This window comes from Bacillus sp. JKS001846, assembly GCF_900176455.1.
Lineage (GTDB): Bacteria > Bacillota > Bacilli > Bacillales > Bacillaceae_G > Bacillus_A > Bacillus_A cereus.
The window spans coordinates 5,251,644-5,267,403 of sequence record NZ_FWYG01000001.1; the positions used below are offsets into that span (position 1 = coordinate 5,251,644).

Below are 15,760 nucleotides of genomic sequence, written 5' to 3' on the forward strand. Positions count from 1 at the left end.
CTAATCTCCTCCATTTTTGATTAGTACAGGACTAAGATTTTTTATATAACAGCTTACACACTTAGAATACTACTTTTTTACGAAAGTGAACGAAATAGTTGTGACATGTTTGTGAAATATTGAGCAAACTACTATATATATAGTGTTAACTTCATTTAAAAGTCTTTAAAATTAACCCTTTCCTTAATTGTATTTTTTTGGTATCCTTATATACGAGTCCTATTTTGTAATATAAGAACAATACCCATTGTAGAGCTGTAATACTCTTATCTCCTAATCTGTTATAGTTTTTATAACAGAACAAAAAAGTGTACACATGTTGTACACTTTTTTGTTACTTCTATAAAACATCTCTTTTTCTATTGCCATCATAGAATCCGCCACGATTGTCTGTTAATGAAATTATTTGCTCTAGTCCCTCTATATGATCACCTATAATTCGAAGTACAGCTGGAGGGTGACCTATTTTTGCGAAATGTTCACTGGGACGAATACGGTTCATCTTATCAACCTCAACACGATATACACATGCAATTTCAAATCCAGACAGAAGAGCCTTCACTTGTGCTACACAAGGTGACAATAAAGATTTATACCCAATTGCTTTCAAACACTTTTGGCTAAATGCATTAGGTACCGCAATAAGTGAGCCTACCCCTAAATCCTTTCTATCACAAGCTAAATTTAGTGCATACTTAAATGCAGTTACAAGATGAAGTGGTACTCTTAAATCTAAATAGTGATTTAAATCATTTAATGCGACGTCCTTTCCATCTGCTATAGCTTTTGCAAAAGGATATAGCTCACTCGCTGGAATAATAAAATCGCCGTCTATAAATAACACAATTTCTCCTTTGGCAAAATAAGTTCCAAGTGAGCGCCCTACATCATTTCCGAGTGCTTCTTTATATACAATTGTCGTTGCCCCTTTGTCTTTTGCAATTTTTTTCGTTTTATCTGACGAACCATTTACGACAACGATAATTTCGAAGGGTTCAATTTTGCGAAGCTCTTCTATAACGTTTCCAATTGTTTTCTCTTCATCTTGTACGGGAATAACAACAGATAGTTGCTTTCCTTTATACAAATTAGATGTGACGCCCCATCCTTGATAAAACTCTTCAAAACTTAAAGTATGATAGACACTATCCCTTTTCCTATTTCCATCATAATATCCTCCGCGCTCATCACTGCTTAATATCCGTGCCGCTACTGCTTCTATATGATCACCTATCATTCTTTTTTCAGATTGGGAAAGATTTGTTCCATATGCAGCATGCTGGAATGGACGAAATTTATTTGGCGTAATAACGTCAATGGCGCAATGACGACTAATTCTCCATTTACTTTGAAGTAGGCGTAAATGAGCCACAATAGGATTAACAAAACATTCATATCCGATGCTTTGAACGACTTCTTTCGTCAGCGCATGAGGTACATCTAATAAAGAATTAATTTTTAATTCTTCACGCTCTAACATTGCATTTAATATTTGGCGCCATACTGTAATAGAAGTAGGTTTTTGCCTTTTTAAAAATAATGCATCCAAATTATTTAAAACTACATCTGCCTGATCGTATAAAATCGGATTAAGGAATAATTTTAATTTTGAAGTTTGAATAGCAAAATCACCATCTATAAATAGTAATACATCACCTATCGCATGTTTTGCGCCGACTGCACGTCCAACATCGTTCCCTAGTAGCTCTGTATGTTTGATTACTTTACACCCTAAACGATCTGCAACATCTTCTGTTCCATCATTACAACCGTTTGCTACTACAATAATTTCTACTGGATTTAATGGTCTTACCGATTGAATAACGTCTGAAATCGTATCGACCTCATTACATGCAGGAATAATAACAGATAATGACTTAGCCATTGTTTTGTTCACGAAACCACTTAATTGTTTCCTTCAATCCGTTTTCCCACGTTACTTTCGCCTGAAATTGAACAAGCTTTTTTAATTTTGTTACATCTGGTCTTCTATTTGGAATTTCTTCAAAACCATGAGGATATACTTCTTCAAAAGGCACTTGTACAATCTTCGAAGAAGAATTCGTTAATTTTTTAATTACTTCTGCTACTTCTTTTATACTCTGTTCATTCTCAGAACCTATATTAATAATCTCACCATTTACCTTCTCATCCATTGCCCGAATTGTTGCTTCTACCGCATCACTCACATACGTAAAACAACGTGTCTGCTTTCCATCTCCATATACGAGAATGTCTTCTCCTTGCAAAGCCGCACTAATAAATCGCGGGATTACCCCTGCATACGGACCATCTTTCGCTCTTGGACCATAAATATTAAAATATCGAACAATCGTTACCGGTAAACCTTCTAATGCGTATCCTAAACATAATGTCTCTTCCAACGTTTTACAAACTGCATAACTCCAACGAATTTTAGAAGTTGCCCCGTATAATCGATCTCCCTCTTCAGAGAAAGGCGGCTTGGCCTTACCATATACTTCTGAAGTAGAAGCAAAAACTACTTTCTTCTTTCCTTTTAACGCTGCTTGTAAAATATTTCTCGTCCCATCAAAATTCGTTTCTATGAGCTCTATACTTTTTTCCATTGTTGTTTTCACACCTAAAATTGCTGCTAAATGAAACACGACATCATGCTGATCTACTAATTCATAAATAGAATTTTTATCTAACACACTTATTGGAATAACACGGATTTTTTTCATTAACTCTTCATGGTACTTATTTTTACCTTTATAAAAGTTATCCACAACAGTGACCTCATAACCTCTTCTCATCAACTCTTCAGCTAAATGCGACCCGATAAATCCGGCCCCACCTGTAATTAAACATTTCTTACTCATTTACTCACCTTCTTTACAATCCCGCGTGTATCTATTACTCGGTCCATTCCTTTAAAAAGCTTCCAATCAATATTAGAATGATCCGTTAAAATTAAAATACAATCCGCTTTTTTAACTTTTTCTTTATCTAAAGAAACAGATTGATACACCTTATCTCCAATTTCCGCGAAAGAAATATAAGGATCATGATATTCTATCTCGTATCCTTGATTTCTTAATAATTGAATAATCGGTAACGCTGGTGATTCTCTCAAATCATTTACATCTTTTTTATACGCAATCCCTACAATTAACACCGTTGCAGGTGATTGCACCACACTTTTTACTTTCCGGACCATTTTCTCTGGCATTTCTTCATTAATTATATGTGCTGCCTCAATTAATTGACTAATTGCCCCATTCTTTTTTATTCTCCATTGAAAATATAAAGGGTCTACTGGAATACAGTGTCCCCCTATCCCTGGCCCTGGCCAATATGGAGTAAACCCAAATGGTTTTGTAGATGCCGCTTCAATGGCCTCATAAAAATCAATACCTAAACTTTCACATAGTGTGTTTAGTTCATTTACTAAAGAAATGTTAACTAAGCGCTGAATATTTTCAAATAGCTTGCACATCTCTGCTACTTTCGGAGAGCTAACAGGTACAACTTCGTCAAAAATGGTACTATATAAATCCTGTACCTTTTGTCTACACTTTTCTGTTTGTCCACTAATAACTTTTGGAATAGCTTGAACTGAATATTGACTATTTGCTGGATCAATTCTCTCAGGGGAATATCCGATATAGAAATCTTCCCCTACCTTGTTACTATTTTGAGAAATAATAGGTAGGATGACTTCTTCAAGTGTGCCTGGATATGTGGAGCTTTCAAAAATGAAGGTTTGTCCTTTTTGAAGGTTTTGTTGTATATAATGCGAAGCTGAAATGAGGGCACTTAAGTCTGGTTCTCTTTGTTCATTAATTGGAGTCGGGACAGTGACAATAACATAATCACTACTTTGAAAATCAGCAATGCCTTGATCCGGTGTGTCTACTGTTAATTTTTTTTTCGTCAATAAACTTTGTAACTCTTTAGAAGAAACATCTGGAATATAACTTTCTCCTTTTATAATTGAGTCTATTTTTCTAATATCTTTATCTAATCCAAGTACTGTATGCCCTCTTTCTGCAAAATGTACCGCTAAAGGAAGGCCAACATACCCTAACCCAATAATAGCTACTTTACTACTATTCATTTGTATTCTCTTCTTCCCTTCTCAATTGTTGAATGATATCTCTATCTCTATCTCCATCAGTAAAGCCACCACGTTCATCCGTACGTTGTAATAAATACGTAACCGCCTCAAGTTGATCACCGAAAATACGATCAAACGCTGAAATACGCCCATTTACAAATTCGTGTTGCTCTGGACGTACTCGATTTGTTTTTATAACATCTACTAACTCTACTGTTGTAATAGAGAATCCTTCTAAAATAGCTTTCACTTGTGCTAATGGCGGAATGATAAGGGCGTCATATCCTATTTTCTCTATTACCTTCTTATGCATGGCATGTGGTACAGCAGTTAGTGAGTTATTCCATAAATCTGGTCTTTTCGCTACCAAATTCAAAAAGTATTTTCCCATACTAATTGGATCTGCTGGATGAAACATATCTAATAAGCATTGTAAATCATTTAACACCACGTCATTTCCATCTTCAACAGCATGTAAAAATGGAGTGAGTTTTTTTGCTGGAATAACAAAATCACCATCAACGAATAAACAAATATCTGCCGTAGCATGCATGGCCCCTATTGCTCGTGCTACATTATGTCCAAGCGCCTTCGTAAATTCAACTACAATAACATTCTCTAGCTTTGCCTGTTTAACAGTCTCAACATCTGCTCCATTCGCGACAACTATAATTTCATCTACACCTGCTTCTTTCACTTCTTGTATAACAGACCTTATAGTTATTTTTTCTTCTGATACCGGGATAATGGCACTATATTTCGCTTTTTTCTTTTGTAATAAAACTGGTTTATACTTTCCTACAAACGCTCTATCTCTATTGTCCTCTGAAAAACCACCGCGATTACCGTATGTTTCGATTACGTATTGTAAAGCACGCAAATGATCACCCATAATACGACTAGTCGCTTTCGGATAAGGAGAGCCAGGTGATGCGCCCGTATGGACAGGACGAACTTTATTTGTGTAAATGACATCAACTGAAGCCATATCAGAAATATCTACTCCTCTAGACATCGCCATCGCTTGAAATAATGCTGGATCTGCTAAATTCCACCACCCCAGTTTTTCAATCACTTTACGACTTATCGCATGTGGTATTGCAATTAAAGATCCTACAACAAACTCCTTCTTGTTCAAATAACGATTTAACATATATTTTCCAACCGTCGTATAATGCGGTCTCATCTTCAAATAAACGGACCATGTTAAATTATTTAAAACAATCTCATGTCCTTGCTGTATTCCTTTAATAAAATTGTATAATTCTTCACTTTTCATGACGATATCACCATCTAAAAATAAAACAATTTCACCTTTTGCTTCTCTAGCACCAATTGCCCGTCCCACATCATTACCAAGGGAATATCTATAATAAATTACACGGCAATTATGCTGTAGCGCTATTTCTTTCGTACCATCTGTCGATCCATTATCTACTATGATAATTTCATATGGTTCGAGCTTTCTTACTTCTACTAAAACTTTTGATAAAGTACTTGCTTCATTATGCACTGGAATAACAACTGACACTCTCATACTTGTATCACTCTTACCCTTCCAAGCGAACATATGAAATAATAGGAATACGTACAACTACATCTTCCGGTGGTCCATAAGAAGGAGAAGTACGAACACTTACTGCTCCATCTGTCACAGATAACAGAATACCTGCAACAATTTCGGCCGCTGTCACAACTTGCACTAACTCACCAACATGGTTACGTAATTCTTCAGTAAATAACATATATAAGTCTCCTTTCTTACGCTTCTTTAATTGATATAATACTTGTAAATGGTAATAAAACTTCTGTTCCTATTCCTTCTTGCAATGTTAAGAAGTCATCACCAACTGCTACAATAACGCCTGTTAACTGTCCCACTGTCACAGTAATTTCTACGTTTTTACCTAAATACTGCTCTGCAATTTCTTTAAAAGGTGATGTATTACATTCTTTTAAAATGTTACAAATAATCGATTGAAATTGACTTGATTTAATAAATTCTTCTGTAGCTTGCTTGGAATTTCTTTGAATAAACCTCGCGAAGTTTTGCGAAAATAAAAGTCTTTCCACAGCAGGCAATAACTTATTATCTAAAAAATAATCTAATTGTCTATTAAACAATCTTGATAACTTTTTCCAATAATTACTGAACAGACACATATACTTCTCCTCCTATTATTTTTAAATTATAAAAATACATCCATACATCTTAATGTATACAAAATAGATATTTTTGTGATAGGTAAGACATACATTTTCTAAAAGAAATATTTGTTTCAGGGCATAAAAAAAACTATCCAAAAGGATAGTTTCTTACACTTCAATATTTCTTAACATCGTATATATATCGTTATTCACTTTACCAAATGATTTAATATTGTTTTGAATGTTAGATAATAAAACAACGTACACACTACCGTTTTTACTAAATCCATTTAAACAATTCCAACCTGGCATTACACCATGATTCGAATAGCTTCCTGGGTCTACGTACCAGCCAAATCCGTAATCCTTTTTCACGGCTGTAAACATTTGATCGTAACTTGCTTTTGAAATTAACTTTCCAGAGTATAACGCTTCGTTAAATAAATATAAATCATGTGCACTCGTATATATATCACCACAACCATATAGTTGTGACATGCTCGGAATATTAGGTGTTGTCATATTATTATTTACTATTTTATAACCCGTTGATGGGAATCTTGTTTGTTCTAACGCTGTGCCAAAACCAGAATGTTTCATACCCGCAGTAGCAAAAATATGTTGTTTAATATATTCTTCGAGCGACTGTCCACTTACCTTCTCGGCAATGTATGCAAGTATGGAGTAGTTCGAATCGGAATACTTCCATTTCTCTCCTGGACCACCAATACGCTTTTGATTTCCTATCCGCTTTATCAGTTCTTCATGAGAAATATCTTCTTTTCCCTGCTCATATTCGGGAATCCCTGATGTATGTGTTAATAGATGTTTTAGCTGAATACTATTACCTTGTGGGAAATTTGGAATATACTTTGCAACAGTATCTTCTACTTGTAATTTATTCTGATCTTTCAACTGCATAATAGCAGTTGCTACAAACGCCTTTGAAATAGAACCAATATAAAAAGTCGTCTCTGAATTATTCGGTACTTGCTGCTCTTTATTTGCCATACCGTATCCTTTATTCAAAAGAACTTTTCCATTCTTCACAATAACAGCTGTCCCGCTAAAGCCTGCGTTTTTTAAATACTGGTCCAATTGAGCGTTTTCATTAATTTCTTGAGGTGGTCCTTCAGCAGGCTGTTCCGCAACTTGCGCTTGCTTCACTTGTTCTTCCTGCTCTTTTTGTTTTTGCTTCTGTACTTCTTGTTTCTTTTTTTCTTCTTTCTTTTTTAGCTCTTCTTGTTTCTTCATTTCTGCTGCCGCTTTTAAAGTTTCTTCTTTCTTATTATGCGCAACAATTTTTGTATACATGAAATATACAAGTGATAATAGTAAGACGAGAATGATTGTTCTTTTGATGTATACAATCGGCCGACGTACTTTCCCATTCGCATTATTTTTTTCCTGATCCATAATTGCTTTTTTCCCCTTACTCACCAATAATTTAATTCCTCTATTAAAGATTTATTTTAGTAGATTATGGATAATCCATTCTATATCATCCCTACTTTATCACGCACTGCACATATTACCAACCTATATGTACAAAAAAGAAAAAGAAAATTTACAAAAGTAAGATTCCCGTTAAATTATTAACAAAAAAAAGAGGATATCCTCTAAAAAATTGATGTTATCAATCTTTTTGGACATCCTCTTATCTCATTATTTATACGTGTTTTTTCATATCATCGGCAACAGATTCAACATTTGTACCTACGATAACTTGTACACTTGTATTACTTAATTTCATAACACCTTTTGCACCAGCACGTTTTAATGCTGCTTCATTTACTTGACCAGCATCTTTTACTTGTAAGCGTAGACGTGTTGCACAGTTATCAATAACTGTTAAGTTTTCTTTTCCGCCTAAAGCTGCTACGTAAGTTTCACCAATTGAACCTGCAACTGGTGCATCACCATCTTCAACTAACTCATCGTCATCTTCACGACCAGGAGTTTTTAAATCGAACTTCTTAATTAAGAAGTAGAATACTATGAAATAAATTGCTGCGTAAATTAAACCAATACCTGCTAGTAAGACTGGTTTTGTTGCAATACCGAAGTTTAAAGCGTAATCGATTGCACCGGCACTAAATGAGAAACCATCATGAATGCCAAGCGATGTTGTAATGAATAAAGAAAGACCTGTTAATACAGCATGAATACCATATAATACTGGTGATAAGAACATGAATGAGAATTCAATAGGCTCTGTAATACCAGTTAAGAATGAAGTTAATGCTAGACCAGCTAACATACCAGTAACTGCTTTACGCTTTTCTGGTTTAGCAGCTGCAATCATTGCGAAACATGCTGCTGGTAAACCGAACATCATAACTGGGAAGAAACCAGTCATAAACATACCTGCTGTTTTGTCACCTGCAAGGAAACGAGCAATATCACCATTAACAACATTACCTGCTGCATTTGTAAAGTCCCCAAATACAAACCAGAAGTATGTGTTCATTACGTGGTGTAAACCAATTGGGATTAATAAACGGTTTAATAAACCAAATAGTCCTGAACCAATTGCACCTAAATTAACAATTCCATGAGCTAATGCATCAATACCATTTTGAATTGTTGGCCAAATTTGTGCAAATAGAATTCCTAATATCAGCATCACAACTGATGTAACAATTGGAACGAAACGTTTTCCAGCAAAGAAACCTAACCATTCTGGAAGTTTAATCTTATGGAATTTATTATAAAGAAGTCCTGCTATAACACCAACAATAATACCACCTAAGACTTTCATATCTACTTTAGTCGATAATTCAGCAGCCTTAGATACTTGTGTCATTGTATCCGCAAGCTTAGATGGATCTACATTTGCGCTATTACCTATTAAATCTTGGACTTTACCTAATTTACCTTGTAATTCAGCAGTTGAATACCCTTTGCTAAGTGCATCAATACTATTTTTCATAACAAGATAACCAATTGCACCTGCAAGACCTGCTGCACCACTACCATCCACTGAAAGACCGATTGCAATACCAATTGCAAAAATAAGTGCTAAGTTATCAAAAACTGCTGCGCCGGCCTGTGCCATAACAGGAATATCAAATACATCTGGTTGCCCTAAACGAAGCAATAATCCTGCTGCTGGTAGTACTGCGATCGGAAGCATTAAAGCTTTACCAATACGTTGTAAAAACTGCAACATTTTAATTCCCCCTAATCAAATTTATGAAATCGTTATCATTATAAGTACGCTTTAGAAAACGCTTTCTATTACATAACCATAATAACATATAGTTGTATAGATGTGTAGTTTTTATTTCTGAACTTTTTATGGATAAATCTCCTATTTCCAAACTGTTATATAAAAGGAAAATTCTCCTTTTTAAAATACAGAATACTCGAAACGAAAGACCTATTATAGCACATTGAACTTTCGTTTTATCATTCCACTTTTTCATGTTATTATTTATTTCCGAGCATATCGGGAAAAGTAAACTTAGTTAATTCAAAATAGGAGCGTTGGTACTATGCAGTGCATTGAAACAAACAACTTACAACAGTTGTTAGAACAAGTAAAACCATATACGAAAAAAGGAAAACTTGCTACTTATATCCCCGAACTAGGAAATGCAAATCCAGACGATTTAGGGATTGCCATTTTCCATAAAGAAACAGAATATATCCATGCAGGTAACTCACAAACACTATTTACTCTTCAAAGTATTTCCAAAGTAATTACACTTGCCCTTGCCCTTTTAGACCGTGGTGAAGAATATGTATTTTCTAAAGTTGGAATGGAACCAACGGGTGACCCATTTAATTCTATTATTAAGTTAGAAACGACAAGTCCGTCCAAACCCCTTAATCCAATGATAAATGCAGGAGCTTTAGCTATTACAAGCATGTTAGCAGGAAAAGATAACGAGGAAAAAATGGAACGTATTCTTCATTTTGTACGTGAAATAACAGATAATCCTACTATTAATTATTCCTCTAAAGTTGCCGATTCAGAACTAGAGACAGCTTACCTAAACCGTTCACTTTGTTATTATATGAAACAAAACGGAATTATCGATTGTGATATTGAAGAACTTATGGATTTATATACTCGTCAATGCGCAGTTGAAGTAAACTGCATCGATTTAGCACGTATCGGCTTAATTTTTGCAATGGATGGATATGATCCATATAAGAAAAAACAAATCATCCCTAAACATATTACAAAAATTTGCAAAACATTTATGGTCACATGTGGTATGTATAACGAATCTGGTGAATTTGCAATTCGTGTTGGTATTCCTGCAAAAAGTGGTGTAGCCGGTGGTATTTTTGGCTGCGTAAAAGGAGACATGGGAATCGGTATTTTCGGACCAGCTTTAGATGCAAACGGAAATAGTATTGCCGGTTTTAAAATTCTTGAACTTCTTTCTGCTCAAGAAGGTTGGAGCATTTTTTAATCGCGAGTTATCCTGCTATACTAGCAGGATTTTTTATTTCGCCAAAACCTCACTTTTGTCAGTTATCAATCCTCTTACAAAAACAGTGCTGAAAGTTTCTCTATATCATGCATATTTGTTCCCCCCTCCTGAATAATATAGTACAACCTAGCGCTATATGTGGAGGTGTGAAAGATGAAACTAATATTTCAAATGGGAAAACAACCTGTTCTTGAAAAAACAATCCTTCTTTTTATATTGAGTATTGTAGAAAGCTTGAAGTTAAAAGTTGTTTCACTCGACGAAGCTCACCGATACATATTCAATTTAGAAGTACTTGAATTATTAATGGATCGGAACATCGATGATCAAGTACTTGAACTTATTCATTTCGGGATGGGACTTGAAGACATTTATCATGTGCTTCCTGAAGAACTTGAGCATACGATTGAAGAATTAAAGTGGCTTTGCATTCAAGTATTAAGTGAGTACAGTATGTATGAAGAATCCGAACAATTAATTGAAGATATACGGTAAAAAAGCACCTATGTAGGTGCTTTTAATGTTTTTTTAAACTATTTTTATACGCCTCAATATTTACTGGTAGCTCTTCCTCTTCCAAAGTATGTTCATTTACATCTTTATGAATGAACGCACCTTTAGGTGGTTGATGATCATGCCCTTTTTTCTTATGATCAAATGCTTTCCCGCGTCCCATACAAATCCCCCTTTCTTAAAAGAAATCCGTATTAGTATGGAGAAAAGTACGTCGATATATGCAATCTCTTGCTGTATTTCCAAGGAAATACTCGAACCTTGTTTTCTACTCTCCTTACAACAACTGATCGATCCCAATAAGAATTAATAACACTCCTGCGATAACTGTCGCCCATTTCCCTAAGTATTCTGCTAAAAATCGTTTTCCTACATACGCAAAACCACTAATACAAATAAAACTAAACACCCCAGAAATAGTCGCTGTAAGCCAAAGATTTAAATTTGTTACCCCTGCATCAAATCCACCTGCAATATTATTAATAGACAACGCAACTCCTAAAACAATTGCTTCTGAGAAACTAATTGTTTTAGAACCATCAAAATCTGCTTTTTCCGGATCACGTAAAATTCCCATAAGTACATTATCATCTTTAGAACCTGCAGTATTTTTTTGGCCCAAGAAAGGCTGACATAAAATAAACACACCGATTATCCCTAAAACGATTGCTCCAATCAGATTTGCTGTAAACTCTGAAATAAATAACGCAATCCAGTTTCCAAAAAATCCAGCTAGTAAAGTAAATAAAAATCCAAAGAATGCGATGATAAAATTGTTAAACCACGAAATACGAATTTTACGAATGCCATATGCAATTCCAACACCTGCATTATCTAAATTAGAAGCGATCCCGATTAAAAAAATTGAAAATAAGCCTACCGTACTCATAAATAGTCACCCCTTTTTCTCACTTTTCAATGCATATTATGAAAATGTTGAGCAACTGTGCCTGTCTGTTTCATATACTTGTAATAAATGCTCAATATTTTTTCAACACTAAAAAAGGAGTGCCTACACTATGGCTAATGAAAACCCGAATGATCGGCTTGGCAAATTAATAAAAAAACTTTTAAAAGAACGCGCCTTATCTATGCGCCAACTAGGAATACTTACAAATATTGATCCTGCAACAGTCTCAAGAATTATTAATGGCAAACAACCACCAAAACAAAAACATCTACAAAAATTTGCAGAATGTCTTCAAGTTCCACCCCAATTGTTATTTGATGAAATGTACCCTGATTCTCCTCACATAAATAAAGAAAAAACAGATATGTACACATCTCTTGATACCATTCAGCAAACGCTGCAATCCTCTAACTTATTCGATTTCGATTACACTACAACTCGCGTAAAACAAGAACTCGAAAATTACGAACGCTATGCCCAGACAACAGAAGGTGAAAAACGTATTCATAACAGTTTCGCAAGCAAATTAGAGCAAATTGATAGTGCTGGTCCTTTTATTGAACAATTAACAGATATGTATCAACAATTTTGCAATGAATCCATTTCAAAAGAAGAACGTGCAGTTCTTGGGAGCGCATTACTTTATTTCATTTTATCGACAGATATTATTCCCGACTATCTCTTTCCAATTGGCTATTTAGATGATGCGATCGCCGTTGAATTAGCAAAAGAGAAATTACTTGAAATAAAACGAAAGACATAGCAAAATAAAGAACTATTTCAGTTGTTTATATTCAACTCTGAAATAGTTCAATAAAAAATCGTACAAGTATACATACTCGTACGATTTTACTATACAAATCTATTTTTTCGTGTGGCACCATTCATATATAAATGCTGTTATCACTTTTGTAAATTCAATTAACTGTTCAACTTCAACTTTCTCATTTACAGAATGTGCTTCTTCTAATGTACCTGGTCCATATATAATCGCTGGAATGTGAAACTTACTAAACCAACCGCCATCAGTTACCGTTGCAGACATATCTAAAATTGCATTTTTTGATAAAATAGACTCGTGTACTGAGCTAAGTTTTTTTACAGCTGCATGTTCCCTATCTACTTCTAATGAAGGGAAAATTTCACCACGATCTACAATCATTGATTCTCCGCCCCACTTAAATTGTGGCGGATTTTCACTTAACCATGGATCGGCAGCTGCTACCTTTCCGATATACTCTTCAATTTCTTTTATTATTTGTTCATGTGTTTCGTTCGGATAGAAGTGCACTGTTATCCATAACTGGCACTCATCCGCAATAAACGCTGCATGCCTTCCCCCCTCAATAACAGCTGGATTAATTGTTGTTGTTCCGGATGGATAGCCTTCATATGTTTTCATGACTGCCCAGTGGCGCTCTAATTCTTGTAAACTTTGCACAATTTTCATCATTTTTTCAATCGCGCTCGCTCCGAATAAACGTCCCCCTGCATGGATCATTTGCCTACGTGTTGCATCATGAAACGTTTGCGGGCTTTTCACAGTAATCCATCCAGTAATTACGCCGCCCTGTCCTTGCATATGTAAATCACTCGTATCCACTACGACTGCAAAATCAGCATCATAACCTCGCCTGCAGCATTGAAGCGTGCCAGCTTCTCCAACTTCTTCCCCAATTACGGATTGAAAGATTACATCTCCAGGTAATTCAATGCCAGCTTCTTGTAAAAGCTGAATAGCAAATAGTGCCCCAGCCAGTCCCCCTTTCATATCTGCCGCACCACGTCCAACTAACCAACCATCTTTTATAAATGGCTCAAACGGATTCATTTCCCACGCCTCATCTGCTGTCACTTCAGCTACATCCATATGTCCATTAATAATAAGACTTTTATGTGTGTCACTTTCTATCCCTTTTTTCACCCCAACAACGTTCGGATCATTCGGATATACATCCCATTTATCAACACTAAAATTTCGTTTTCTTAAAAACTCTGCAACAAATTCTTGCGCCTCATTTGTGTTTCTCGCCGGCGGTGCTGGTGTTTCAAAACGAATTAAGGTTTTTGTAAGCTCTAGTAACTCATCTTCTCGTAAATCAATCTGTTCTAATAGCTGTGAAACTTCTTGATTCATCGCTAATTCCCCTTTGTATACATAGTATGTTTCCAGCTTTATTTTCACAAAAAAAGAGACTGTTTACAATTTTACAGTCTCCAAATTACTCAATATTATAAACTTTCTACTTTTGTTGTATTGATCTTTTCAATATGCTCTACTTTACGTGCCTTATTTCTTGTCGCACGGTAAAACAGTAAACAAACAATCATAAATGGAATTCCACAATATAACGCCATTCTTTGCTCTGGGATAAAAGCCATAGCAACTATAACTGTTATATTTAATGCTAATGCCAGAAGTGGTACGAATGGATATAGCGGTGTTTTAAATTTCAAGTCCTTCACATCTCCGCCCTGCTTAACATATGCCCTTCTAGCTAATAAGTTAGATAAAGCAATAGATGCCCAAACTAATATCGCCCCAAATCCGGCAATAGAAAGTAGCCATAAATAAACTGTATCTTCCGCATAAATACCTGATAGTAATGAAAGACAGCCTACAATCGTGCTTACAATTAATGCATAAATAGGAACACCATTTTTAGATAACTTACCAAAAATCGGACTAATCATTCCTTGATTAGACATAGACCATAGCATACGAGAAGTTGCATATAATCCTGAATTCGCAACGGATAGTACCGCTGTAATAATAACGAAGTTTATAATATCAGCTGCATAAGGAATACCAATTTTATCAAATACAACTACGAATGGACTTTCTATCACTCCTGCTTGCTGCCATGGGAATAATCCTGCAAGAATGAAAATAGATAATACAAAGAACACGAGTATACGCCAAACTGTATTATTAATTGCCTTTGGGATTGTTTTTTCTGGATTTTCACTCTCACCTGCTGCAATACCGACTAGTTCTGTTCCTTGGAAAGAAAAATTAACTGCAATCATCGTAATTAAAATGGCTGATAATCCATTCGGAAACAGTCCCCCGTAATCAGTAAAGCTAGAGAACATCGGTGCTGGTTCATTTCCTTTCATATTTAGAAAACCAAACATTGCCGCCCCGCCTAAAATAATAAATGCAATGATTGTAATTACTTTAATACTTGCAAACCAAAATTCAACTTCTGCAAAACTTCTTGAAGATAATGCATTGATAGCAAAGAGAAGCACCGCAAACGCTACACACCAAATCCATGACGGTACATCAGGAAACCATCGTTTCATTAAAATACTAACTGCAATCAGTTCAATACCTATCGTAGCAGACCAGTTTAACCACGACATCCATCCGACTACATAACCCGCTGCAGGGGAAATGTGCTTCGTTGCATACGTTTGATAAGATCCTGCGTCGGGCATCGCAACAGCTAACTCTCCAAGACAGAGCATCGTTAAATACATAACAAACCCTCCAACAAGATACGCTACAATTGCTCCCCCAGGCCCAGCTTCATGAATTGTATACCCAGATCCTAAAAAAAGACCGGTACCAATAACTCCTCCAAGTGCAATCATAAATATGTGCCTGCTTTTCAATTCACGTTTTAAACCTTGGTTTTGATCCATCATATAAAT

At 35.4% G+C, this 15,760-nt stretch carries 15 protein-coding genes and 2 pseudogenes; 3 read left to right on the top strand and 14 right to left on the bottom strand.

Annotation, left to right across the window (positions count from 1 at the left end):
• Positions 1 to 151 precede the first annotated feature (151 nt).
• The 10 genes and pseudogenes from B9A45_RS27930 to B9A45_RS33280 form a co-directional block, all read right to left on the bottom strand.
• Positions 152 to 372: pseudogene (locus tag B9A45_RS27930) on the bottom strand (hypothetical protein).
• The gene (locus B9A45_RS27935) at positions 341 to 1,885 is read right to left on the bottom strand and encodes a glycosyltransferase family 2 protein (protein WP_002100715.1); all 1,545 of its coding nucleotides are present in this window, start codon (positions 1,883 to 1,885) and stop codon (positions 341 to 343) included. Before B9A45_RS27935 ends, B9A45_RS27930 begins: the two are co-directional and overlap by 32 nt.
• Positions 1,878 to 2,843 carry an NAD-dependent epimerase/dehydratase family protein gene (locus tag B9A45_RS27940; protein WP_000037016.1) on the bottom strand — a complete coding sequence of 322 codons (966 nt, stop codon included), beginning with the start codon at positions 2,841 to 2,843 and terminating at the stop codon, positions 1,878 to 1,880. The genes B9A45_RS27935 and B9A45_RS27940 overlap by 8 nt, the downstream gene beginning before the upstream one ends.
• Positions 2,840 to 4,081: a nucleotide sugar dehydrogenase gene (locus B9A45_RS27945; RefSeq protein ID WP_084065537.1), complete on the bottom strand. Its 1,242-nt coding sequence runs from the start codon at positions 4,079 to 4,081 to the stop codon at positions 2,840 to 2,842. The genes B9A45_RS27940 and B9A45_RS27945 overlap by 4 nt, the downstream gene beginning before the upstream one ends.
• The gene (locus B9A45_RS27950; protein WP_001266458.1) at positions 4,074 to 5,618 is read right to left on the bottom strand and encodes a glycosyltransferase family 2 protein; all 1,545 of its coding nucleotides are present in this window, start codon (positions 5,616 to 5,618) and stop codon (positions 4,074 to 4,076) included. The genes B9A45_RS27945 and B9A45_RS27950 overlap by 8 nt, the downstream gene beginning before the upstream one ends.
• 13 nt (positions 5,619 to 5,631) lie before the next feature.
• A complete protein-coding gene (locus tag B9A45_RS27955) occupies positions 5,632 to 5,826 on the bottom strand; it encodes an LSm family protein (RefSeq protein ID WP_000899480.1) in 195 nt (64 codons plus the stop codon).
• 16 nt (positions 5,827 to 5,842) lie between these two features.
• A complete protein-coding gene (locus tag B9A45_RS27960; RefSeq protein ID WP_000335550.1) occupies positions 5,843 to 6,244 on the bottom strand; it encodes an LSm family protein in 402 nt (133 codons plus the stop codon).
• Between the two features lie 153 nt (positions 6,245 to 6,397).
• The gene (locus B9A45_RS27965; protein ID WP_042891274.1) at positions 6,398 to 7,645 is read right to left on the bottom strand and encodes a serine hydrolase domain-containing protein; all 1,248 of its coding nucleotides are present in this window, start codon (positions 7,643 to 7,645) and stop codon (positions 6,398 to 6,400) included.
• 253 nt (positions 7,646 to 7,898) lie between these two features.
• On the bottom strand, positions 7,899 to 9,401 hold the full coding sequence (gene nagE, locus B9A45_RS27970; protein WP_000938900.1) for an N-acetylglucosamine-specific PTS transporter subunit IIBC: 1,503 nt from the start codon (positions 9,399 to 9,401) through the stop codon (positions 7,899 to 7,901).
• 141 nt (positions 9,402 to 9,542) lie between these two features.
• Positions 9,543 to 9,657, bottom strand: a pseudogene (locus B9A45_RS33280) (transcriptional regulator).
• A gap of 69 nt (positions 9,658 to 9,726) precedes the next feature.
• Between B9A45_RS33280 and glsA the strand changes: the two are divergent.
• Together glsA and B9A45_RS27985 are read left to right on the top strand one after the other, a co-directional pair.
• Complete coding sequence (gene glsA / locus B9A45_RS27975) at positions 9,727 to 10,656, top strand: glutaminase A (RefSeq protein WP_001149850.1); 930 nt, start codon at positions 9,727 to 9,729, stop codon at positions 10,654 to 10,656.
• A 174-nt stretch (positions 10,657 to 10,830) separates the two neighbouring features.
• Positions 10,831 to 11,172: a DUF3969 family protein gene (locus B9A45_RS27985; RefSeq protein WP_084065538.1), complete on the top strand. Its 342-nt coding sequence runs from the start codon at positions 10,831 to 10,833 to the stop codon at positions 11,170 to 11,172.
• Between the two features lie 22 nt (positions 11,173 to 11,194).
• On the opposite strand, the gene B9A45_RS32385 is transcribed toward B9A45_RS27985, so the two are convergent.
• The gene (locus B9A45_RS32385; protein ID WP_000532409.1) at positions 11,195 to 11,353 is read right to left on the bottom strand and encodes a hypothetical protein; all 159 of its coding nucleotides are present in this window, start codon (positions 11,351 to 11,353) and stop codon (positions 11,195 to 11,197) included.
• Between the two features lie 114 nt (positions 11,354 to 11,467).
• A complete protein-coding gene (gene ytaF, locus B9A45_RS27995) occupies positions 11,468 to 12,079 on the bottom strand; it encodes a sporulation membrane protein YtaF (RefSeq protein WP_000108728.1) in 612 nt (203 codons plus the stop codon).
• A gap of 130 nt (positions 12,080 to 12,209) precedes the next feature.
• Here ytaF and B9A45_RS28000 point away from each other — a divergent pair, with 130 nt between their 5' ends.
• On the top strand, positions 12,210 to 12,863 hold the full coding sequence (locus tag B9A45_RS28000) for a DUF1232 domain-containing protein (protein WP_084065539.1): 654 nt from the start codon (positions 12,210 to 12,212) through the stop codon (positions 12,861 to 12,863).
• A 99-nt stretch (positions 12,864 to 12,962) separates the two neighbouring features.
• On the opposite strand, the gene B9A45_RS28005 is transcribed toward B9A45_RS28000, so the two are convergent.
• A complete protein-coding gene (locus B9A45_RS28005) occupies positions 12,963 to 14,237 on the bottom strand; it encodes an acetylornithine deacetylase (RefSeq protein ID WP_084065540.1) in 1,275 nt (424 codons plus the stop codon).
• A 95-nt stretch (positions 14,238 to 14,332) separates the two neighbouring features.
• Positions 14,333 to 15,754, bottom strand: a complete 1,422-nt coding sequence (locus B9A45_RS28010; RefSeq protein WP_084065541.1) for an amino acid permease — start codon at positions 15,752 to 15,754, stop codon at positions 14,333 to 14,335.
• Between the last annotated feature and the right edge of the window lie 6 nt (positions 15,755 to 15,760).

What these genes read in the sequence shown, in the direction of transcription:
- B9A45_RS27985 (WP_084065538.1), top strand. Translation starts at nt 10,831, where the DNA reads ATGAAACTAATATTTCAAATGGGAAAACAACCTGTTCTTGAAAAAACA.
- B9A45_RS28000 (WP_084065539.1), top strand. Translation starts at nt 12,210, where the DNA reads ATGGCTAATGAAAACCCGAATGATCGGCTTGGCAAATTAATAAAAAAA.
- B9A45_RS28005 (WP_084065540.1), bottom strand. Translation starts at nt 14,237, where the DNA reads ATGAATCAAGAAGTTTCACAGCTATTAGAACAGATTGATTTACGAGAA.
- B9A45_RS27960 (WP_000335550.1), bottom strand. Translation starts at nt 6,244, where the DNA reads ATGTGTCTGTTCAGTAATTATTGGAAAAAGTTATCAAGATTGTTTAAT.
- B9A45_RS28010 (WP_084065541.1), bottom strand. Translation starts at nt 15,754, where the DNA reads ATGATGGATCAAAACCAAGGTTTAAAACGTGAATTGAAAAGCAGGCAC.
- B9A45_RS27935 (WP_002100715.1), bottom strand. Translation starts at nt 1,885, where the DNA reads ATGGCTAAGTCATTATCTGTTATTATTCCTGCATGTAATGAGGTCGAT.
- ytaF (WP_000108728.1), bottom strand. Translation starts at nt 12,079, where the DNA reads ATGAGTACGGTAGGCTTATTTTCAATTTTTTTAATCGGGATCGCTTCT.
- B9A45_RS32385 (WP_000532409.1), bottom strand. Translation starts at nt 11,353, where the DNA reads ATGGGACGCGGGAAAGCATTTGATCATAAGAAAAAAGGGCATGATCAT.
- B9A45_RS27955 (WP_000899480.1), bottom strand. Translation starts at nt 5,826, where the DNA reads ATGTTATTTACTGAAGAATTACGTAACCATGTTGGTGAGTTAGTGCAA.
- B9A45_RS27950 (WP_001266458.1), bottom strand. Translation starts at nt 5,618, where the DNA reads ATGAGAGTGTCAGTTGTTATTCCAGTGCATAATGAAGCAAGTACTTTA.
- B9A45_RS27940 (WP_000037016.1), bottom strand. Translation starts at nt 2,843, where the DNA reads ATGAGTAAGAAATGTTTAATTACAGGTGGGGCCGGATTTATCGGGTCG.
- B9A45_RS27965 (WP_042891274.1), bottom strand. Translation starts at nt 7,645, where the DNA reads ATGGATCAGGAAAAAAATAATGCGAATGGGAAAGTACGTCGGCCGATT.
- nagE (WP_000938900.1), bottom strand. Translation starts at nt 9,401, where the DNA reads ATGTTGCAGTTTTTACAACGTATTGGTAAAGCTTTAATGCTTCCGATC.
- B9A45_RS27945 (WP_084065537.1), bottom strand. Translation starts at nt 4,081, where the DNA reads ATGAATAGTAGTAAAGTAGCTATTATTGGGTTAGGGTATGTTGGCCTT.
- glsA (WP_001149850.1), top strand. Translation starts at nt 9,727, where the DNA reads ATGCAGTGCATTGAAACAAACAACTTACAACAGTTGTTAGAACAAGTA.